20 protein-coding genes and 2 tRNA genes are annotated in these 20,751 nt (G+C 51.9%); 16 read left to right on the top strand and 6 right to left on the bottom strand.

Features of this window, described 5'->3' with window-relative positions:
- Position 1: 1 nt before the first annotated feature.
- The 4 genes from ruvX to AACH41_RS09840 are packed head-to-tail and all read right to left on the bottom strand — an operon-like array spanning position 2 to position 2,828.
- Positions 2–505, bottom strand: a complete 504-nt coding sequence (gene ruvX / locus AACH41_RS09855) for a Holliday junction resolvase RuvX (RefSeq protein WP_194748242.1) — start codon at positions 503–505, stop codon at positions 2–4.
- Entirely contained in the window at positions 498–1,103 is a 606-nt protein-coding gene (locus AACH41_RS09850; protein WP_194748241.1) for a YqgE/AlgH family protein, read from the bottom strand. The genes ruvX and AACH41_RS09850 overlap by 8 nt, the downstream gene beginning before the upstream one ends.
- Before the next feature lie 25 nt (positions 1,104–1,128).
- On the bottom strand, positions 1,129–2,235 hold the full coding sequence (ribBA, locus tag AACH41_RS09845; RefSeq protein ID WP_194748240.1) for a bifunctional 3,4-dihydroxy-2-butanone-4-phosphate synthase/GTP cyclohydrolase II: 1,107 nt from the start codon (positions 2,233–2,235) through the stop codon (positions 1,129–1,131).
- Entirely contained in the window at positions 2,235–2,828 is a 594-nt protein-coding gene (locus tag AACH41_RS09840; RefSeq protein WP_275355895.1) for a riboflavin synthase, read from the bottom strand. The genes ribBA and AACH41_RS09840 overlap by 1 nt, the downstream gene beginning before the upstream one ends.
- 79 nt (positions 2,829–2,907) lie before the next feature.
- Between AACH41_RS09840 and AACH41_RS09835 the strand changes: the two genes are divergently transcribed.
- The 4 genes from AACH41_RS09835 to AACH41_RS09820 are packed head-to-tail and all read left to right on the top strand — an operon-like array spanning position 2,908 to position 6,448.
- Complete coding sequence (locus AACH41_RS09835) at positions 2,908–3,744, top strand: neutral zinc metallopeptidase (protein WP_338654831.1); 837 nt, start codon at positions 2,908–2,910, stop codon at positions 3,742–3,744.
- A 51-nt stretch (positions 3,745–3,795) separates the two neighbouring features.
- Complete coding sequence (locus tag AACH41_RS09830) at positions 3,796–4,386, top strand: NUDIX hydrolase (protein WP_338654829.1); 591 nt, start codon at positions 3,796–3,798, stop codon at positions 4,384–4,386.
- A 9-nt stretch (positions 4,387–4,395) separates the two neighbouring features.
- A complete protein-coding gene (locus AACH41_RS09825; protein ID WP_338654827.1) occupies positions 4,396–5,232 on the top strand; it encodes an NAD-dependent epimerase/dehydratase family protein in 837 nt (278 codons plus the stop codon).
- The gene (locus tag AACH41_RS09820; protein WP_338654826.1) at positions 5,225–6,448 is read left to right on the top strand and encodes a lytic murein transglycosylase; all 1,224 of its coding nucleotides are present in this window, start codon (positions 5,225–5,227) and stop codon (positions 6,446–6,448) included. The genes AACH41_RS09825 and AACH41_RS09820 overlap by 8 nt, the downstream gene beginning before the upstream one ends.
- A gap of 1 nt (position 6,449) precedes the next feature.
- Here the strand turns inward: AACH41_RS09820 and AACH41_RS09815 are convergent, their stop codons facing one another.
- On the bottom strand, positions 6,450–7,118 hold the full coding sequence (locus AACH41_RS09815) for a 2OG-Fe(II) oxygenase (RefSeq protein WP_338654825.1): 669 nt from the start codon (positions 7,116–7,118) through the stop codon (positions 6,450–6,452).
- Between the two features lie 96 nt (positions 7,119–7,214).
- Here AACH41_RS09815 and AACH41_RS09810 point away from each other — a divergent pair.
- The 10 genes from AACH41_RS09810 (at position 7,215) to AACH41_RS09765 (ending at position 15,130) form a co-directional block, all read left to right on the top strand.
- Positions 7,215–7,291, top strand: a tRNA-Val gene (locus AACH41_RS09810).
- Between the two features lie 103 nt (positions 7,292–7,394).
- The gene (gene thrS, locus AACH41_RS09805; RefSeq protein ID WP_194748233.1) at positions 7,395–9,317 is read left to right on the top strand and encodes a threonine--tRNA ligase; all 1,923 of its coding nucleotides are present in this window, start codon (positions 7,395–7,397) and stop codon (positions 9,315–9,317) included.
- Between the two features lie 44 nt (positions 9,318–9,361).
- The gene (gene infC, locus AACH41_RS09800) at positions 9,362–9,916 is read left to right on the top strand and encodes a translation initiation factor IF-3 (protein ID WP_338657597.1); all 555 of its coding nucleotides are present in this window, start codon (positions 9,362–9,364) and stop codon (positions 9,914–9,916) included.
- Positions 9,917–9,984: 68 nt separating this feature from the next.
- Complete coding sequence (gene rpmI / locus AACH41_RS09795; RefSeq protein ID WP_018985786.1) at positions 9,985–10,182, top strand: 50S ribosomal protein L35; 198 nt, start codon at positions 9,985–9,987, stop codon at positions 10,180–10,182.
- A gap of 10 nt (positions 10,183–10,192) precedes the next feature.
- A complete protein-coding gene (gene rplT / locus AACH41_RS09790) occupies positions 10,193–10,552 on the top strand; it encodes a 50S ribosomal protein L20 (protein WP_194748232.1) in 360 nt (119 codons plus the stop codon).
- Positions 10,553–10,628: 76 nt separating this feature from the next.
- Positions 10,629–11,630 carry a phenylalanine--tRNA ligase subunit alpha gene (gene pheS, locus AACH41_RS09785; protein WP_275355881.1) on the top strand — a complete coding sequence of 334 codons (1,002 nt, stop codon included), beginning with the start codon at positions 10,629–10,631 and terminating at the stop codon, positions 11,628–11,630.
- A 52-nt stretch (positions 11,631–11,682) separates the two neighbouring features.
- Entirely contained in the window at positions 11,683–14,049 is a 2,367-nt protein-coding gene (pheT, locus tag AACH41_RS09780; RefSeq protein ID WP_338654819.1) for a phenylalanine--tRNA ligase subunit beta, read from the top strand.
- A gap of 137 nt (positions 14,050–14,186) precedes the next feature.
- Complete coding sequence (locus tag AACH41_RS09775) at positions 14,187–14,501, top strand: integration host factor subunit alpha (protein WP_194748229.1); 315 nt, start codon at positions 14,187–14,189, stop codon at positions 14,499–14,501.
- A 14-nt stretch (positions 14,502–14,515) separates the two neighbouring features.
- Entirely contained in the window at positions 14,516–14,944 is a 429-nt protein-coding gene (locus AACH41_RS09770; protein ID WP_194748228.1) for a MerR family transcriptional regulator, read from the top strand.
- Between the two features lie 109 nt (positions 14,945–15,053).
- A tRNA-Pro gene (locus tag AACH41_RS09765) sits at positions 15,054–15,130 on the top strand.
- Positions 15,131–15,746: 616 nt separating this feature from the next.
- Here the strand turns inward: AACH41_RS09765 and AACH41_RS09760 are convergent.
- Entirely contained in the window at positions 15,747–17,849 is a 2,103-nt protein-coding gene (locus tag AACH41_RS09760; protein ID WP_338654815.1) for an EAL domain-containing protein, read from the bottom strand.
- Positions 17,850–18,068: 219 nt separating this feature from the next.
- Here AACH41_RS09760 and AACH41_RS09755 point away from each other — a divergent pair, with 219 nt between their 5' ends.
- Both AACH41_RS09755 and recJ read left to right on the top strand, forming a co-directional pair.
- Positions 18,069–19,064, top strand: coding sequence for a hypothetical protein (locus AACH41_RS09755; protein ID WP_338654813.1), 996 nt, complete (start codon positions 18,069–18,071; stop codon positions 19,062–19,064).
- Positions 19,061–20,743 (top strand): single-stranded-DNA-specific exonuclease RecJ, encoded by a 1,683-nt coding sequence (gene recJ, locus AACH41_RS09750; RefSeq protein WP_338654811.1) that lies wholly within the window; start codon positions 19,061–19,063, stop codon positions 20,741–20,743. The genes AACH41_RS09755 and recJ overlap by 4 nt, the downstream gene beginning before the upstream one ends.
- Positions 20,744–20,751: the final 8 nt, after the last annotated feature.

Genomic DNA, 20,751 nt, shown 5'->3' with positions numbered 1-20,751 from the left:
GCTACTTACGTGCATGATAAGCATCAAAATAAGATTGTAATATAGTTTGGGCGGCAACTTGATCCAGCATCTGCTTTTGCGCACGGCCACGAATGCCTGCTTCGCGCAGGGATTGTGAGGCCTCCGCCGACGACAGGCGTTCATCCACCATCACCACCGGCAAGTTAAAGCGGCCCTCGAGACGCTGGGCAAACTTTTGCGCCAAGGCCGTCATGGCATGCGCCTCGCCATCCAGGGACATGGGTAGCCCAACCACCAGCAGCGCCGGTTGCCATTCTTTTAGCAAGGATTCAATTTGCGCAAACTTGGCGGCGTTTTCTTCAGCCTCTATGGTCAGCAGTGGGTGTGCCAGTTTGAGCAGGGTGTCACCGACGGCCACCCCGATGCGTTTTTCACCAAAATCAAATGCCAGCAGGGTGCCTGTGATATCGGGATAGCGACGCTGGGTGATCGGTAAATGGCTTTGGTTCAGTGGCTGTTTGCCAAGCCTGGTTGCATCAGGCATGCCCGGCAACCTCGGACAAGGTGGCAAAGTCCACCCCTAATTGCTGCATGGCCCAGAACAGCTTGTCATCGCTGGGTAATTTAAAAATCAACTTGTGCAGCTGGTGGTGATCTGCCAGTGGCAGGGTTAGCCAGGCATTGGCCTGGATTTCCTGTTCCAGCTGACCGGCTGCCCAGCCGGTGTAGCCGAGCGCAATAAACATGTCTTGTGGCGCTTCATCACGGGCGGCGGCTTCGAGGATATCCTTGGATGAGGTCATGGCCAGCCTATCCGATAAGCCCATAGTGGTATTAAATTCAGTGGCTGGCGCATGCAGGACAAAGCCACGCTCTACCTGAACCGGCCCGCCAAAATGCACCGGGCGCGCCTGTTGTTGCGCAACATGGCACTCCATCTCCAGCTGTTCAAACAGGTCGCCCACATTCAGTTGCAAGGGATGGTTGAGGATCATGCCCATGGCGCCATCTTCGTCGTGATTGCAGATCAGAATCACGCTTTTGCTGAAGTAGGGGTCCTGCATGGCTGGCATGGCAATCAGGATTTGGCCGGTCAGGTCCAGACGGCTTGTCTGGTCATTCAAAGTCAGTTGCTCACTCATTGGGGATAGGCTTTATGGCTGCGTTTCATGCATGCGCTTCCTCAGCGCTCAAATATCCGGTAATTTCAAAACCAAAGCCATCCATGCTCGGCATTTTGCGCGGGGCAGCCATCAGGCGCATTTTTTTCACGCCAAGGTCGAGCAAGATTTGTGAGCCGATACCGTAATTACGTAATTCCTGATTGAGGACCAGTTTCTGGTCTGCCCGCAAAATACGGTCAGTCAGGCCGAGGCCATCTTCATCATGGTTGATGAGTACGATGACGCCGCACGCGGCCGTGCTGATGGTACGCATGGCCTGGAGCAGATTCCAGCTATGTGATTGGTGGCTGCTATCAAGCAGGTCTATCATCGACAGCGGCTCATGGACCCGCACCAGCACTTCATCGCTTTGCTCGGGCTGGCCCTTGATCAGCACCAGATGGGTTTCCTGGGCAATATGATCGCGATAGGCGATAAGTCGCATCGTGCCAAACACGGTTTCTATTTCGCGTTCTGCGCTACGTTCTATGAGTCTTTCGTGTGCCGCACGATAGTGGATCAAGTCGGCAATGGTGCCGATTTTGATATTGTGCTCGGCGGCGACCTGCATCAGGTCTGGTAACCTTGCCATCTCCCCATCGTCTTTGAGGATTTCGCAGATGACGCTGGCGGGCTCACAGCCTGCCAGTTGTGCCAGGTCGCAGCCTGCCTCGGTATGGCCTGCGCGCACCAGTACACCGCCATTCATCGCCGATAACGGGAAAATATGCCCGGGACTAACAATGCTGCTTGCATTGGCCTGCTTGGCAATGGCGGCACGGATGGTGGTGGCGCGGTCTGCGGCCGAAATACCCGTGGTGACGCCCTCAGCAGCCTCAATCGAGACGGTAAAGTTGGTGCCCAGGCGCGTGCCATTTTTTTGCACCATAGGGGGCAGGTTTAATTGACGGCAACGCTGTTCGGTCAAGGTCAGGCAGATCAGACCACGGCCATATTTGGCCATAAAATTGATATGCTCAGCGGTGACAAATTCTGCGGCGATGACAAAGTCACCTTCGTTTTCACGGTGTTCATCATCGACCAGAATCACCATTTTGCCAGCACGGATATCGGCAATAATGGCCTCGATAGGACTGATTTGCGCCGACATTATTCCTGCTCCCAAGCTTGCATCCGCTCGACATAGCGCGCAATCACGTCAATTTCAAGGTTCACCGGGTCGCCCGCTTTGGCATGCTGCATCATGGTGTGCTGCATGGTATGCGGGATCAAATTGATACTGACCTCATCCTGCTGAATCTCATTGACGGTGAGGCTGATGCCATTCACGCAGAGTGAGCCTTTTTTGGCAATGTATTTGCTGATGGCATGTGGCGCGCGCACTTTGAGTAGCCAGCATTCGCCGACGGACTCCAGTGCCGTGATGCTGCCTATACCATCCACATGCCCGGTCACCAGATGGCCGCCCAGGCGATCAGCCAGTCGCATGGCTTTTTCCAGGTTGACAGGCCCAGGTTGGCTTAGGCCGGTGGTGACCTCTAGCGTGACTTTGGATACCATGACCTGAAAGCTGCGTGAATTAAAATCAGTGACGGTGAGGCAGACACCGTTGACGGCGATGCTGTCTCCCAACTGCACATCCTCCATGCCCAAAGACGGCGCTTCTATGCGTAATGCACAATCTTCGCCATGTGGAACAACTTCGGCAATCCTGCCGACGGTTTGAATAATCCCAGTAAACATGGTGTGATTTTATCAGTGCTGCATGCTAAAGTAATCACATTCCCGCAACATTTTTCATTCATACGGATAGAGGATTTCTGTGCGCCTGGACGATTTGGAAGAAAGTCAGCATGTTGAAGACCGCCGCGGTGGCGGCTTTGGTGGGCGCAGTATCGGCATAGGTTCCATTGCACTGGTGCTGGTCGCCATGTATTTTGGCGTCGATCCCCAGCTGGTGTTAAATCTGGCGCAGCAAGCCCAACCTGTGGCCGAGTCGCCGCAGCGTCCTGAGCAAAGCCAGGACCCCAAGGTGAAGTTTGTTTCTCAGGTGCTGTGGAGTACCGAGAAAATCTGGCAGCAACAGTTCTCCGCCAGTAGACGGCAATATACGGCGCCCAATCTGCAACTGTTTAGTGGCATGACCAGCACTGCGTGTGGTCAGGGGCAGTCGGCCATGGGGCCGTTTTATTGCCCGGCAGACCAAAAAGTCTATATTGATTTGAGTTTTTATCAGGAGTTGCAAGACCGCTTTAAAGCGCCTGGAGATTTCGCACAGGCGTATGTGATTGCGCATGAGGTGGGGCACCACGTGCAAAATCTGCTGGGGACTTCAGCCAAGGTACAACAAGCCAGGCAACAGGCCGGGTCTGAGGCTGCATCCAACGCCTATTCGGTCAAACTAGAGCTACAGGCCGATTGCTATGCGGGCGTCTGGGCCTATTATGCTGATCAACAGTATCATGTGCTGGAAGCCGGCGATGTGGAAGAAGCGCTGCAGGCGGCAACGGCTATTGGCGATGATGCCTTGCAAAAGCAGGCCCAAGGCTATGTGGTGCCAGATAGTTTCACCCATGGCAGTTCTGCACAGCGGGTATATTGGTTCAAGCAAGGCTTGCAGTCTGGCGACCTTAATCAGTGCAATACCTTCAACAGTTAAGTAGTCAATCAACCTTGAATATAAAAATAGTGTTAATCAGTAAAGAGAAATATGACAGAAGCAACAGTACTCAATGAGGATGCACATTTAATTGAAACAACGGTTTCCAGTGCGGTGATGGCGCAGGGAAAAATGCTCACTGTCCGCTACGACGAAGCACGCTTGCCAAACGGCGTGATCAGCGGTCGCGAGTATGTTGTGCACCCTGGTGCTGTCGTCGTAGTCGCTCTCACCGATGCCGGTGAGGTTGTACTAGAGCGCCAATTCCGCTATCCCCTCAAGCAGGTGTTTATAGAGTTACCGGCTGGCAAGATCGATGCAGGTGAGCCGGTATTGACCACAGGCCAGCGTGAGTTGCTTGAAGAAACCGGCTATGCGGCCAAGAACTGGACCAAGCTGGGGATACAGCATCCTTGCATCGGCTATTCCAATGAGGTGATTCATATTTATCTGGCGACAGACCTCTCACTGGGTGATCATGCCAGAGATATCGACGAAGCGATGGATGTGATGGTCTGGCCGTTTGAACGCATTATGCAAGCGATTGAAGACGGTGAAATTACTGATAGCAAGACGATGTCCGCCATGCTGATGGCCGAGCGTTACTTGCGCAAGCATCCTCTGCCTGGCCTGGCGCGGTAAAGGCCCACGATGCGTGTTTTGCAGATAGGCTGTGGTGCATTGGGCAAGCTGATTGCCCAGGCGACCCTGGCCCAAGGGTATGCATTGACAATCGTCAGGCGCTCTCAGCAGTCTGTGCCTGACGGCGCAGCCGCCCTCTACCTGGATGTCGTCTCTGCAAATGGCCTGTCTGCCCTGGCAGACCAGGCCCCGGAAATCCTGCTGTATTGCCTGGCGCCCGTGGCAGGGCAGAGCTACCAGCAAACTTATGTCGATGGCTTGCGGCATGTGCTGGCCAATGTGGATCAGCGCGCGTTAAAGCATGTGTTTTTTATTTCGAGTACCAGTGTGTATGGCGAGCAGCAAGGGCAGTGGGTTGATGATGATACGCCTGCCATGCCGGCTGAAGAAAATGGCCAGACGATCCTGGCAGCCGAGCAATTGCTGGACGGCTTGCCTTGCTCGCATACCGCGTTACGCGTGTCCGGAATTTACGGTCCGCAACGGCTCTATCTGCTCAAGTTGCTGCAAACCCCTGAGCGCTGGCCACAACATATCCAATGGACCAATCGCATTCATGAGCTGGACGTTGCAGGTGCGGTGGTGCATTTTTACCGCCAGATTGAACACGCACTGCCCTTGCCAGCGCATATTATTTTGACAGATGGTGCGCCAGTGCCACAACATGAGGTGTTGCAATGGCTGGCACAGCAACTGCAGCGGCTAGGGCCAGTGACCCCGACCACTGACTTGCAGCGCGGTAAACGGATTCGCAACCCGTTTTTGCAGCAATCCGGTTACCCGTTTTTATTTGCCGATTATCAGGCAGGCTATGCAGCCATACTCTCTAAAATGGATCATGTATAAAAAAAATATTCTCACACTGTTTCTTGGCTTGCTGCTGACAGCGTTTGGCCTGTCTGCACAGGCGGGTATGGCGCAAGAGGCGTCGCCGGAAGGCTTTCAGCCCTGGTTAACGGCATTGCGTCAGGAAGCGTTAACGATGCAGATTGCGCCGGCCGCGGTTGACGCGACGCTAACAGGCGTCGTCTATTTGCCAAGGGTGATTGAGCTTGACCGCAAGCAACCAGAATTCGTCACCAGTTTTTCTGCCTATGTGAACCGCCGTATTAATCCGCGCGTGGTGAGCAAGGGCAAACTCATGATGCAGGACTATGGTGGCGTTCTCTATGTGGTCGAAGAGTTGTATCAGGTGCCCAGGGAGGTGCTGGTGGCCTTCTGGGGGCTGGAAACCAATTTTGGCGGATTTACCGGGGATATCCCGTTAGCGTCTGCCTTGGCGACCTTGTCATTTGAAGGGCGACGCGCTGCGTTCTTTAAAAAAGAACTGCTGAACCTGATGCGTGTGGTCGAGCGTGATCAACGCTATGATAGCCCGGTGGTGGGGTCATGGGCGGGCGCGACCGGGCATATGCAATTTATGCCATCCACTTTGCTCAAATATGGGGTGGATGCCGATGCGGATGGCAAGATTGATATCTGGGACTCTTATCCAGATATCTTCAGTTCTGCCGCCAATTATTTATCGCAGGCGGGCTGGCAGCCTGGCCAGCCCGTTAGCTTTCAGGTCGCCTTGCCTGCGGGCTTTGATTACAGCCAGGCGCAATGGCAACAGACCAAAGCTGTCAGTGAGTGGGTGAAAGCCGGAGTGGCGGGCGTTCCAGCCAGCGCGCTGGCGTTGCCAAAAGCGTCGATTGTATTGCCTCAGGGCTTTGATGGTCCGGCATATATGGTATTCCCCAATTTTGACGTCATCATGCAATGGAACCGTTCCATTAATTATGCGCTGGCTGTGAGTCTACTCAGCCAGCAGTTGCGTCAGGACAGTTATACCTTACAGCTGCCGCCTGAGCCACCTGCGCTCAGCTATCAGCAAATGTGGCTGTTGCAGGAGTCATTAAACGCGCAAGGGTTTGATTGTGGGGCCCCTGATGGCTTTCCAGGGGCCAAAACCCAGGCCGCGATCCGTCGATATCAAGCGAGCAAAGGGTTGCCACAAGATGGCTATGCAGGCGCCGAATTGTTTAGCCGTTTAACGACACCCGTGCAAACGGCACAGTAATTTAGCGTGTTTTAAACCAGCCCGTCACGCTCACTCTTGGCTGGATGGCGGGCAATACCTGGTGCCAGAATCTGGCGGATAAAAACAGCACGAGTCGGCCGCCTAGCGGCAAGATATCCAGATGTCTGGCATCTTGCTCCGGGGTCTGGTGATGTTCATCCAGATATAGGCGCAAGGCACCTCCTGCTTGTTCTGGCCAATCCTCGTTGAGATAGATAATTGCGGTCAAGCTGCGGACGCCGCTTGGTATTTGGGTGGCGTGTTGGCGGAACTGGTCGATGTGCGTGGCGTAGCCGTTGGAGCCGGCAGGGTAGAGGGCAAAATGGGTTTCGTAAGTGGCCAGTCCCATCATCAGGTGACGGTTCGCCATTTGTTGCACCTCAGCCATCAGGCTAAAGTAGGCTTGCAAGGCAGGGTCGGGGTCGTCGGTTTCCAGCCAGGCAATCCGGTCAGCACGAAGATTGGGGTTGGTAATGGCGGCTTTACTCGTGCCCGCCTGATGCATCTGCCCCTGCTGGTCGCGCGCCAATGCCAGCGTGCGCAATGCGGCGATGGTGTCGGACGGCAAGCATTGATCGATCAGGCAATATTGGTGTTCACTGAGGGACTCTACGAGCGTGTCAGTCAATGTGGTGATCGGTGCGCCCATGGGCAACTGAAAAATCTGCATGGCAATATTATAAGCGTGATCCCATTGCCTAACGACTGGCTTTCGGATAGAATGCGCAACCTTATTGATTGCAGTCCATGTGATCAATCTTAAAATAGTCGCGTAGCTCAGCTGGTTAGAGCACCACCTTGACATGGTGGGGGTCGATGGTTCGAGTCCATTCGCGACTACCAAAATTCAAAAAGCCGTTATAATTAACGGCTTTTGTTGTTTTTATCAAATGCTTTGTATAGGCCTTGTTTCAAGGTTGTTCGCTAAAATTTTGACGGATCTGGCATGCCAAATATTCGATTACCCGATGGTTCTGTAAGACAGTTTGAACACGCTGTAACGGTGGCGGAGGTGGCTGCCAATATTGGCACCGGTTTGGCAAAAGCCGCGCTTGCTGGCAAGGTGACTTATCCCGGTCAGGAAGCAAAGCTGGTAGATACCAGTCATCAGATTGCGCAAGATGTTGAGCTGGCCATTATCACGGACAAGAACGAAGAGGGGCTGGAAATTATCCGCCACTCAACGGCACACTTGTTGGCCTATGCGGTCAAAGAGCTGTTCCCGGATGCTCAGGTGACGATAGGTCCTGTCATTGAAAATGGCTTCTATTACGACTTTAGCTATAAGCGCCCATTTACGCCGGATGATCTGGTGGCCATTGAGAAGAAAATGGCAGAGTTGGCAAAGAAAGACGAAAAGGTCGAGCGCAAAGTGTTGCCGCGTGATGAAGCGGTGGCTTACTTCAAAAGTATTAACGAGCACTACAAAGCCGAGATCATTGCCAGCATTCCCAGCAATGAGGATGTTTCGCTGTATTCAGAAGGCGCGTTTACCGACTTGTGCCGTGGCCCGCACGTGCCGAATACCGGCAAGCTCAAGGCATTTAAATTGATGAAGCTGGCCGGCGCCTACTGGCGCGGTGACAGCAATAATGAAATGCTGCAACGTGTGTACGGCACTGCCTGGCGCAATAAAGAAGAGTTGGAAGCGTATCTGCATATGCTGGAAGAAGCTGAGAAGCGCGACCATCGCAAGCTCGGCAAGCAGCTGGATTTTTACCATATGCAGGAGGATGCGCCGGGGATGGTGTTCTGGCATCCGCGAGGCTGGGTCATCTGGCAAGAAGTCGAGCAGTACATGCGTGCCAAATTCAGGGAGTACGATTACCAGGAAGTACGTACGCCGACAGTACTGGACAAGACCCTGTGGGAAAAATCCGGCCACTGGCAAAACTACCGTGACAATATGTTTGTCACCCAGTCGGAAAACCGTGATTATGCCGTGAAGCCGATGAACTGCCCCGGCCATATCCAGATTTTCAACAGCAGTTTGCATAGCTACCGCGATTTACCGTTGCGGCTGGCGGAGTTCGGTTCTTGCCACCGTAACGAGCCGTCTGGTTCTTTGCATGGCTTGATGCGCGTGCGTGGCTTCACCCAAGATGATGCCCATATTTTCTGTATGGAATCGCAAGTCGAAGCCGAAGTGGCGGACTTTATCAAAATGTTGTACGAAGTCTATAAAGACTTTGGGTTTGACGATGTGATCGTTAAATTGTCTACCCGCCCAGAAAAGCGTGTGGGTACTGAAGAAGCGTGGGACATGGCAGAAAATGCCTTGGCTAACGCGATTAAGGCGAATGGCCTTGAGTTCGAGTATCAGCCGGGCGAAGGCGCTTTTTACGGCCCGAAAATTGAATTCACCCTCAAAGACTCGCTCGGTCGTATGTGGCAATGCGGCACCATCCAGCTCGACCCAAACCTGCCAGAGCGCCTGGGCGCGGAGTATGTGGCTGAAGATAATACGCGCCAGCGGCCTATCATGCTGCACCGTGCGATTGTGGGTTCCATGGAGCGTTTTTTAGGCATCTTGATCGAAAACTTTGCGGGTGCCATGCCGGTCTGGCTGTCGCCTGTGCAGGTGATGGTGCTTAATATTTCGGACAATCAAGCCGATTACGTGCGCCAAGTAGTTGAAAAATTGAAGAAAAATGGCATTCGATGCGATTTTGACTTGAGAAACGAGAAGATTACCTATAAAATACGCGAACATAGTTTGCAAAAATTGCCTTATCTGATTGTTGTTGGCGATAAGGAAATGCAAAATGGTCATGTGGCCGTACGTACCAGAAAAGGTGAAGATCTGGGTGCGATGTCGGTAGATGCGTTTGTTGCGCGTGTACAGCAAGACATCCAAAACCGGGTCTAATTTTTTAGGTGCCGTGCGGCTTTGTTTATTGTTAGGGGATTGTTATAGCTCAGGATAAAGATACACGCATTAATGGCGATATTACCGCGCCACAAGTGCGTCTGATTGGTGTAGATGGCGAACCGTTAGGTGTGATGAGTCTCAAAGAGGCCTTTGCCAAAGCGGAAGAAGCTGATATTGATATTGTTGAAATTGCACCAAATGCTGCACCGCCCGTGTGCCGTTTGATGGATTATGGCAAATTCAAATACGCCGAGAGCAAGCGTCTACACGAGCAAAAACTCAAACAAAAACAGGTGCAGATCAAAGAGGTCAAATTTAGACCTGGCACCGATGATGGCGATTACAACATCAAGTTGCGTAACATTATTCGCTTTTTGGGCGATGGTGACAAAGCCAAGATTACTTTGCGCTTCCGTGGCCGTGAAATTACGCATCAGGAGTTCGGTTTGGCGCTGTTGAAGCGTCTGGAAGCGGATCTTGCTGAGCATGCAGCGGTGGAGCAATACCCGAAAATGGAAGGCCGTCAAATGGTGATGGTACTGGCGCCCGCTAAAAAGGTGCCACCGAAAAAAGCGGACAAGTCCGCAGAAGAATAAGTTTTTTGGAGTGATATGGCTAAATTGGCTGCCTACTCACTCTTTACTCAACCTCTAAGGAGACCAAAATGCCAAAGATGAAAACGAAGAGCAGCGCCAAAAAGCGCTTCAAGTTCTTGGGTAACGGCAAAGTGAAGCGTACACACTCTCACTTGCGCCACATCCTGACCAAAAAAACTACCAAGCAAAAACGTAAACTGCGCGGTACCGCAATTATTTCTGCGACCGACGTGAAACGCGTTCGCGCAATGATGCCAACACAATAAGGAGAACGACATGCCTAGAGTAAAACGTGGTGTCATCGCACGCGCAAAACACAAAAAAGTATTAAATGCTGCTAAAGGTTACCGTGGTCGTCGTAAGAACGTCTACCGTGTTGCCAAACAGGCGGTCATGAAAGCCGGTCAATATGCATACCGTGACCGTCGTCAGAAAAAACGTCAATTCCGCGCATTGTGGATTGCCCGTATTAACGCGGCAGCCCGTGAAGCTGGTTTGACCTACAGCCGTTTCATGAATGGCTTGAAAAAAGCTGCGGTTGAAGTTGACCGTAAAGTGCTGGCTGATCTGGCCGTGTTCGATAAAGCTGCTTTTGCCAAATTTGTAGAATTGGCTAAAACAGGTTTAAGCGCCTAATCAGACCTACCAAAAAAAGAGGCTGCGGCCTCTTTTTTTATTTTAATGTTACTTAAACCCTAAAAGAATACCGACGATGGCTGATCTTAATCACTTAATCGCAGAAGCAGCACAGGACTTTGCCGCTTGTCATGATATCCCTGCACTGGAAAACGCCAAGGCTAAATTTTTGGGCAAGTCAGGCGCTATTACTGATGCACTGAAGGGCTTGGGCAAGTTGAGTGCCGAAGAACGTCCTGCAGCCGGGGCAGCGATTAATGTGGTCAAGCAGGCGGTCGAGCAAGCCTTGAATGACCGCCGTGACAGTATTTTGGCTGCAGCCCAGGCCAAGCAGCTGGCGAGCGAAACCATTGATGTGACCTTGCCTGCGCGTGCGCAGTCCAAAGGGGGTCTGCATCCTGTGACGCTGACTTTGCGTCGTGTGGAAGAGCTGTTTCACTCTATCGGTTTTAGTGTGGCCGATGGCCCTGAAATTGAAACCGATTTTTATAATTTCACCGCTTTGAATATCCCTGACAACCACCCGGCGCGTGCCATGCACGATACGTTTTATGTGGAAACCGGTGGGGATAACATGGAATACGTGCTGCGCACACATACCTCGCCAGTGCAGGTCCATTACATGCAAGACAATACGCCGCCTTTAAAAATTATTGCGCCAGGGCGAGTGTATCGCGTGGACTCGGATGCGACACACTCACCGATGTTTCATCAGGTGGAAGGCTTGTGGGTAGATGAGCAGATCAGTTTTGCTAACCTAAAAGGCGTTGTGCAGGATTTCCTGCAAAAATTCTTTGAGCGTGACGATTTAACCGTCCGTTTCCGTCCGTCTTTCTTTCCGTTTACCGAGCCGTCAGCCGAGATGGACATGAGCTGGAATGGCGGTTGGCTGGAAATCGGTGGTTGCGGTATGGTGCATCCCGAAGTACTCAAGCACGTCAATATCGATAGCAGCAAATACCGTGGTTTTGCTTTTGGTTTGGGTGTCGAGCGCCTAGCCATGTTGCGTTATGGCGTCAATGATTTACGCCATTTCTTTAATAATGATCTGCGTTTTTTGCAGCAGTTCATCAAGTAATTTCAGCGCACGCGCACTTTAAACAGCAGAATTAAGACAAGGTAAGACAGATATGCAGTTCTCCGAACAATGGTTACGATCCATGGTGAATCCAGCGATGGATACCGAGCAGCTTGGTCATGCGCTGACAATGGCAGGACTGGAGGTTGAAGCGCTCACGCCTGTTGCGCCAGCGTTTAGCCGCGTCGTTGTGGCCGAGATTTTGGAGGCGGCCAAACATCCAGACGCTGATCGCCTGCAAGTGTGCAAGGTGAAAGTCGGCGAGGAGACTTTGCAAATTGTCTGCGGTGCGCCTAATGCGCGTGCCGGTTTGAAAGCCCCATGTGCGCTGGTTGGCGCACAGTTGCCAGAAAACAATGGGCAACCAGGCATTCAAATCAAGCAAGCCAAAGTACGTGGGGTTGAGTCTTTTGGCATGATGTGTTCTGCCAAAGAGCTGGGCATTGCTACAGAAGCCAATGGCATTCTGGAGCTGCCAGCAGACGCGCCGGTTGGTCAGGATATTCGTGAATATCTGGATTTGAACGACCATGCCTACACGTTAAAGCTCACGCCTAACCGTGCGGATTGCCTGAGCATCGTCGGTATTGCACGCGATGTGGTTGCGATGACCGGCGCGCCAATGACTGCACCAACTGTTGCCCCTGCTGCGGTGACAGGGACCCTGACCAAAAACGTGACGCTGCAAGCCAGTACGGCTTGCCTGGCCTATTATGGCCGGGTGATCGAAGGCTTGAATGCACAAGCTAAAACGCCAGACTGGATGGTCCGCCGCCTTGAGCGTAGTGGTATTCGTAGCATCAGTGCGCTGGTGGATATCACCAATTATATTTTGCTGGAGCAAGGGCAACCGTTGCATGCCTTTGACCTGAACCTGCTGCAAGGCGATATTCAGGTACGTTTTGCCCAGGCAGGTGAAAAACTGGTATTGCTTAATGACACAGAAGTCACCCTCAAAGGCGATGATTTGGTCATTGCCGACAGTAACGGCCCCGTGGCGTTGGCAGGCATCATGGGGGGTAACCCCAGCGCAGTCAGCGATACTACGCAAGCGATCTTTTTAGAAAGCGCATTCTTCACGCCAGATGTGATGGCTGGTAAAGCCCGTCGTTTGGGGTTGAGCACCGACTCCTCTTACCGTTTTGAGCGTGGCGTGGATTTTGGTAACACACTGAATGCGCTTGAACGTGCGACGGCATTGGTGCTCGAAATTTGTGGTGGTCAGGCCGCCGCCGTCACCGCAGTGACTGCCGACTTGCCGGTACGCAATCAAGTCAGCTTGCGCTATGCCTACCTGCTGTCAGTGTTAGGCATAGAAATCAGCCTGGCGCGTGTAGGGCAGTTGCTCACACAATTGGGTTTCAGCTATACCGAAAGCAATGGTGTGTTCCAGGTCAATGCACCCAGCTTCCGATTTGATATCGCGCGTGAAGAAGACCTGATTGAAGAAGTTGCCCGTTTGCATGGCTACGAGCATATCCCGGCACTGACCCCCGTGGCACCGCAAGGCATGCTGGCCTCGCCAGAAGCGCAGCGCAGCAAGCATTGGTTGCGCGATGTCATGGTTAATCAAGGCTATCAAGAAGTGGTCACCTACAGCTTTGTTGACGCAAGCTGGGAGCGTGATTTGTACGGGAATGAAGCACCGATTACACTTAAAAACCCGATTGCCAGCAATCTGAGCGTGATGCGCTCCGGTTTGTGGGGCGGTCTGCTGGATGCCCTGGACTACAACCTCAAGCGTCAGCAAACCCGTGCCATGCTGTTTGAGCTCGGTGCGCGCTATGAACAAGGTAACCAGGGCTTTATCGAAACATTGACACTGTCTGGCCTGATCTATGGCAGCGTCCAGCCAGAACAATGGGCAGCAGAGGCCCGTGCTTTTGATTTTTATGATGCCAAGGCCCACGTCGAGTCGCTGTTCGCGCAAACCGTGCGTTTTGTGGTCGAGCAGCATCCCGCCTTACATCCAGGCCAGTCAGCGCGTATTTACCTGGGCGATCAAGCTGTAGGCTGGCTGGGCAAATTGCATCCGCAATGGCAACAACAGTATGGCCTGACCAGCGCCTGTTATCTGTTTGAGCTTGATGCGGCCGCTGCGCTGGCGACGCAAGTGCCGGCGTATAGCGAGGTAAGCAAGTTCTTACCTGTGCGCCGTGATCTTGCCGTGATTGTTGATCAAAATGTGTCAGCACAAACCATGATTGATGCCATTATTGCCGAGCAAATTCCGCAATTACAAACCCTAAAATTGTTTGATGTTTATCAAGGCAAAGGGGTGCCAGAAAACAAAAAAAGCCTTGCATTTCTTGTACTTATGCAAGATACTTGCAAGACAATGGTCGATGAGGAAGTCGATACCATCGTGGCGCGAATCCTCAATAACTGGTCATCCAATTTTGCTGCATCACTAAGATAGTATCACTTAGGGACAACATCATTTAGGTAATTCATCAGGATAATGCCATTTAAATCATCATTGCATTACTCCAAGGATTAACAGTTGATACAACTCAAGCGTCATCTCGCATAATAAGAAGGTTCAGGGGATCGTTAATGACACTCACAAAAGCTGATTTAGCCGATTTGTTGTTTGAACAAGTCGGGCTGAACAAGCGCGAAGCCAAGGATATGGTCGAAGCGTTTTTTGAAGAAGTCCGGAATGCGCTAGAAGAAGGGGACAGCGTCAAACTATCCGGTTTCGGTAATTTTGAACTGCGTACCAAATCCGAGCGCCCAGGTCGTAACCCAAAAACCGGTGAAGAAATCCCGATTTCTGCACGCCGTGTGGTGACCTTTCATGCCAGCCAGAAATTGAAATTACGCGTAGAAGAACACTACGCAGAACATCCATTACAAGCACAAGCCTGATCTGATTACACCCTATGCTAGAAACGCAAAAAGTGTCGTTGCCCCCCATTCCCGCCAAGCGCTACTTCACGATTGGTGAAGTGAGCGAACTATGCGGGGTGAAGCCACACGTCTTGCGTTACTGGGAACAAGAGTTCACTCAGCTCAAGCCTGTCAAACGCCGCGGCAATCGTCGCTATTACCAGCATCACGAAGTCCTGCTGATCCGTAAAATTCGCGAACTCCTATACGAGCAAGGCTTTACCATCAGTGGCGCCCGCAATCGCCTGGATGGTGTGGAAGAAAAAGCAGATAAACCGCGCAGCAACACCGAATCAGCGGTTTCAAGCAGTCCACAATCTCAGGGCTTGATGGCAGAAGAAATATCGCAATCCGCTATTGATGTGGCGGCGCTTAGAGAACAAATTCAACAAGTGCTGCAATTGCTCAAAGTGCCTGCATAAGCGCACAACGTAGCCATAAAAACCGCATATTCTGCTTAGCGAATATGCGGTTTTGCTTTATAATGCCACCTTCTTTTTCAAACGGTTTTATCGTTTGATTTTGAATCTTCGGGGCGTAGCGCAGCCTGGTAGCGCACTTGCATGGGGTGCAAGGGGTCGCGAGTTCGAATCCCGCCGTCCCGACCAAACACATATCCAAGGTGGTTCAATACCATCCAAAGAATAGCCTTGAAACGACCTTTCAAGGCTATTTTTTTTACGTATCAGCCATCCAAAGTAGTTCATTGATATCCACGAGTAAAGTGGGGTAAATGACGGGGTAACAACACTTAGCCCCAGTGTGAGTTACCCCAACATTAGCAAGTGGTGGCGGCTCTAGTGTCGCTTTGCAGCAAAGAAAAGCTGTTTTCCCCCTAGGTACTTATCCAGATATCTCCCTACAGCAAGTCAAGCAAAAGCGTGAAGAGGCCATAAAGCTAGTGGCTGAGGGCATGGATCCCAGCTTGGAGCAGTAGCGGAGCAGAGGCTTTTTATTGGGTTCAATCCAAGGGTAAGTTTAATTCGACAGTGTTGGTGGGGGAGTACTTTTTAAATAGTGATTTTGATTGCATCCAATCATCATTTGCAGTTCATCTTGGCTTGTTTCTGCATGCCTCAAGTCTTAAGAGTACTGCAGCACCTAATACTGAAGATTTACGTCATTTCAAGCTGTCAACGAGGTTGATCATGTGAGGAGATCAAACTCTCTGAGGCTGCGTAGATTGCGGCTTTAAGTCTGATCCAGATCGTCTTGGGTGTGCAATTAAACTGCTAGATCGGGGGCAATGGTTACTGCTACTTGAGGTTGTTGGCTGATGGTCCCAATATGGCGGGCCAGGGCTTCGTTGAGTGGCATCGGGCGGTTTAAGTAGAAGCCTTGTGCATAGGCGACGCCCATTTCTTTGAGGCAGTCCAAGGTGGCTTGGTCTTCAACATATTCTGCAATGTTCTTGATTTCCATGGATTGGGCAACGCTTTGAATGGCTTTGGCCATGGCTAAGTCTACCTTGTTGCTGGTGATGTCTTTGACATAGGCACCATCCATTTTGAGGAAGTTGACGGGCAGGTGCTTGAGGTAGCTGAATGAGGACATGCCGCTGCCAAAGTCATCCAGCATGAAGCGGGTGCCCATTTTTTGTAGTTCTTTGATCAGTTTGATCGTGTTGTCGATATTGATAATTGCCGAGGTTTCAGTAATTTCGAAGCAGACATGGCCGGGCGAAATCTCGTAGGTTTCAAAGCAGTTTTTGATGTAGGGCAGTAGCTGTGGATCTCCAAGAGACATGCCCGAGAGGTTAATGCTGACAATAAACGGTTTGATGCTGGATTGCAGTTTGAACAGGGGTTGTAATGCCATAAAGGCATGTTGAATGACCCAGCGATCAATTTTGGTCATGAGATTGTAACGCTCTGCCGATGGCAGAAACTCGGCAGGCGGGATAATGCCGCCGTTTTCGTCACGCTTGCGGATCAGGATTTCATAGAAGGGGGGCAGTTCTTTTTGCTGTAGCGGAAAAATACCTTGGCAATACAATACAAATTCGTTATGTTCGATGGCTTCGTTGATGCGCAGTACCCACTCCATTTCCGCATGGCGCTTGAGCATCACGTCATCTTCATTATGGAACAGGTGAATCTGGTTGCGGCCGTTGTCTTTGGCAACGTAGCAGGCGGCATCCGCATGGCGCGTAATCTGGCCAACATCCTTGAGGTCTGCGGTGATTTCAACGATGCCTATGCTAATGCCAGTTTGAAATAGCCGACCTTCGTGCATGAAACGAAAGGCCTCGACCATTTGCCGCAGCTGGGCGGCGATTTCAATGGCTTTTTCAACCTGGCAATAACTCAGTAACAGGCCAAATTCATCGCCACCCAGGCGGGCAAAGGTGTCTTCGGCACGAATGCGTTGGCTCAGGATCATGCTGATCTGCCTTAGCATTTCGTCGCCTGCCAGGTGACCGCAGGTGTCGTTAATGACGCGGAACTGGTCGAGATCCATGTAACAGAAGACATGATTGGCACGATGCTGTTTGACGTCTTGCAAGGCTTGCTGCAACCGTCTTTCGAGTTCTTGACGATTGACCAGCCCGGTTAAGGCGTCGTGCCGCGCCTGATAACGCAATTGCGCCTGTGCATCTTGAATGCGGTGACGCATGTCTGCCTCGACGTGCTGCATCTCACGAGAGATCTGGTTGATCGTACTTTGTAGGGATTTGATCTCTGGCAGGGTGTTTTTAACCTGGCTGACCTGCTGGCTACCGATCACAAAGCGCTTGAGTGCCGCGGTCATATCGCGAATTGGCTGACTGATAGAGCGGCTGACCCAGCTGACAAGGATGGAACACAAGATCAGGGTCAGCGTGATATAGCCGACATTTTTAATAAATGCCTGCCTATGGTCTTCGATGAGGGCGGCTTTGTCTACGGATACAAATACATACCCCAAAAGCTGATGCGCGGGCGTGGTGGAAAACACTTTCACCATGGTGATGTCGTGCGTGGCTTGCTGCATCACCATCGTGTCTTGCTGGAGCAGGCCGTCTTGCATAGTGAAGACTGCACCTACATTGGCGATCGGTTGTTTATTGGCGTCTGCAATGATCAGTGAAAGATAGGGCTCGCGGTTAAGCTGGCTTGCCTTGAGCAAGCGATCAATATAAGGCTTGCCATGTAATTGATCTTGATTATGGATGACCGCAGACAAAAATTTTGCAGTGGTCAAGGCATGCTGACTGAGTTTTTCTTCTTCATGTTGCAGTTGTTCTTTAAAGTCGAACAACAGAAAAATGCAGGAAAGCGCGAAGACGGGGCCGATGACTAGAAGCAGTAGTCTGGACTGTATACTCAGGTTTTGGAAGAATTGCATGGATTCCAGGTCAAATACTAAATAACATCAGCACAAATACAAATGGGTTGCACTGCCGTCGCCGGTGATTCATGACATCCCCCCCAATTTCGTGTATAAGTTTAATGTTTGTCACTGCAAAAATTGCTTACTCACGCGTGTTCAGCCTAGGTTTGACTCATTCCGGTGACATCCGCAAGCATTCAAGTTTTCGATTCGTTCTAGTGTATTGGTTTTCTCATGATTCAGCAAATTTATATCACAGATTACTTGTCTGGAGCGGCTGCGCAGCCTGTTGCGCAAGTTGAATCACTCTTGAATCAGTGTCCGTCGTTGCAATATGCAAGCTGGCAAACAGTTGCACAGCCACCCTTAAATGCCTTATTTACGCAGTTGGTCGCGCCTGATTCCCGCGCACCACACGCTCCAGTCAGTCGCGTATTGTCGTCAAGAGTGGAGGAGACTGTCCTGCCGGCTTTTTGTCTGCTGCCTGTCCATTTGGCAATGCGACGTGATACGTTTAGTTTGCAGTCTGTCGTGCCCTTGTCGTCAGCGATTTATCAAGCGCTCACAACGCGGCTACAAGCCCATTTTGCAGCCGATTTTGAGCTGCATATTGATTCAGGTCAGCGGTACTGGTGGCTACAACCTTTGCGACAGGTTCAGGCGCAGTGCCCCTGGCCACAGGATTGTCTGTTTCAGCAAGCCATGCACTGGCAGCCGCAAGGGCCTGATGCCGGCCTGATCCGGCAATGGGCCAACGAGATGCAAATGCTGCTGCATCAACTGGCCACCGAGCCATCCATGGCTGACTGGCCAGGAGCGCTCAACAGCCTTTGGTTTGCCAGCGTGGACCCTGTGCCAAATTGGCAGCATAGGTTTGATTTGGTTGCCGGGCAAGGCGAGGTCTTTGCTGGGTTGAGTGCCTTGCAATTACCCAGATGCAAAGCGACCACGCTGGCTGAGGTGATGCAACTGCCGCGTACGCAAGAGACGCTGTGGATCACCGATGAGCTTGAAACGCTGGATTGGCCTGCGCTCAACCAGGCCTTGCAAGCTGGCACGCTTCAAGCACTTCACATCGTGATCCCATTTGCTGAACGCAGTGTGCAGATTCATTACCAGAAACGTCCGCGCTGGCAGTTCTGGCGCAAGCCCACCACGTTAAACAAGCTATTGCAGCAACTCGAGCAATCGCTATCTTCCGCCACTGAGCAAGCGGGATTCAACCCATGAAGATTCAACAGAGAGCTTATGACATCGCTGCGCTGGAGGGCTTGCAAGCGCAGGGCTTGCCGCCATTAATGGCGAGATTGCTCGCAGCGAGAGGCGTGACAAGTGCTGACTGGAGCCTGCAAGACATGCCGCATCTGCTTAAACCGGAGGCCTTGACCGGCGCAGCGGAAATGGCAAGGCAATTGGCTGATGCGATTGCGCAACAACAGCGCATTTTAATCATCGGCGATTATGACGCGGATGGTGCAACAGCGACCAGTGTCGCCATGCGCGGCTTGCGCATGATGGGCGCCGAGATCGACTTTCTGGTGCCTAACCGCTTTGAATATGGCTACGGACTCACGCCGGAAATTGTCGCACTGGCAGCCACGCGGCAGCCGCAGGTGCTGCTGACCGTGGATAACGGCATCGCCAGTATAGAGGGCGTGGCCGCGGCCAAGGCACTGGGCCTACGCGTTCTGATTACCGATCATCATTTGCCCGCCGAGCAAACGCCTGCTGCAGATTGCATCGTGAATCCCAACCAGCGTGGCTGCGGTTTTCCTAGCAAGCATCTGGCTGGTGTTGGCGTGATGTTTTATGTGCTGATTGCCTTGCGTGCTGAGCTCAAGCAGCGCGGCCAGTTGGCTGAAGACCAAGTTCACTTGGGGCGCTTGCTCGATCTGGTCGCGCTGGGCACCGTCGCAGACCTCGTGCGGCTGGATGCCAATAACCGTATTCTGGTTAGGCAAGGCCTCAAGCGTATCCGTCAGGGCCAAGCCTGCCATGGCATTCAGGCCATTCTTAAGCTCGCCGGGCGTGATCCGCAACAAGTGAGTGCGCAAGATTTGGGCTTTTATGTCGGCCCACGTCTGAATGCTGCTGGTCGCCTGGATGATATGACCATCGGCATTCGCTGTTTGCTTGCCGAGAACCCGCAAGAAGCCATGCAATACGCGCAGCAGTTACATCACCTCAATGCTGAGCGCAAGCAGATTGAAGCCGAGATGCAATTCGATGCCATGGCTGATTTGAATCAGGACTTTCGTCCAGAGCAATACACGATTAGCGTATTCCAGCCAGACTGGCACCAAGGGGTGATTGGCATTCTGGCATCACGCATCAAAGAGCGCTTTCACCGCCCCGTCATTGTCTTTGCCGATGCCGGAGATGGCTTGATTAAAGGCTCAGGCCGCTCTATCGCCGGCTTGCATTTGCGCGATGCGCTCGATTTGGTCACCAAACAGCAACCCGATCTCATCGTCAAATTTGGTGGCCATGCCATGGCCGCCGGCTTGACTGTCCGCGCTGAAGATTTTTCACGTTTTCAGCAGGCATTTGAGCAGGTCGTGCAAAGCCTGATCAGCGCAGAAGTCTTGCAAGAGATGCTGGAAACCGATGGCGGCCTTGCGCCAAATGAGATGTCTTTGCAAACGGCAGAATTACTGACCCAGCATGTCTGGGGCCAAGGCTTTCCGCAACCGGTGTTTTATGATCATTTTGACGTCTTGTCACAAAAATTATTGGCCGAAAAGCACTTAAAACTGCGCCTGCAAAAACATAACCAGCAATTTGATGCGATTTATTTTCAGCACGCTGAACCGTTGCCAGAACAGGTCGCGCTTGCATACTCTCTACAAGTGAATGAGTACAACGGTCACCGCAGCGTGCAATTGCAAGTGGTGCATGCAGTCGTTTGAAGAAACTT

It is taken from the genome of Methylophilus sp. DW102 (assembly GCF_037076555.1).
In the GTDB taxonomy this organism is placed as follows: Bacteria; Pseudomonadota; Gammaproteobacteria; order Burkholderiales; family Methylophilaceae; genus Methylophilus; species Methylophilus glucosoxydans.
Note: the sequence above shows the minus strand (reverse complement) of the source record. Positions and strands in the feature narration are given on the sequence as shown.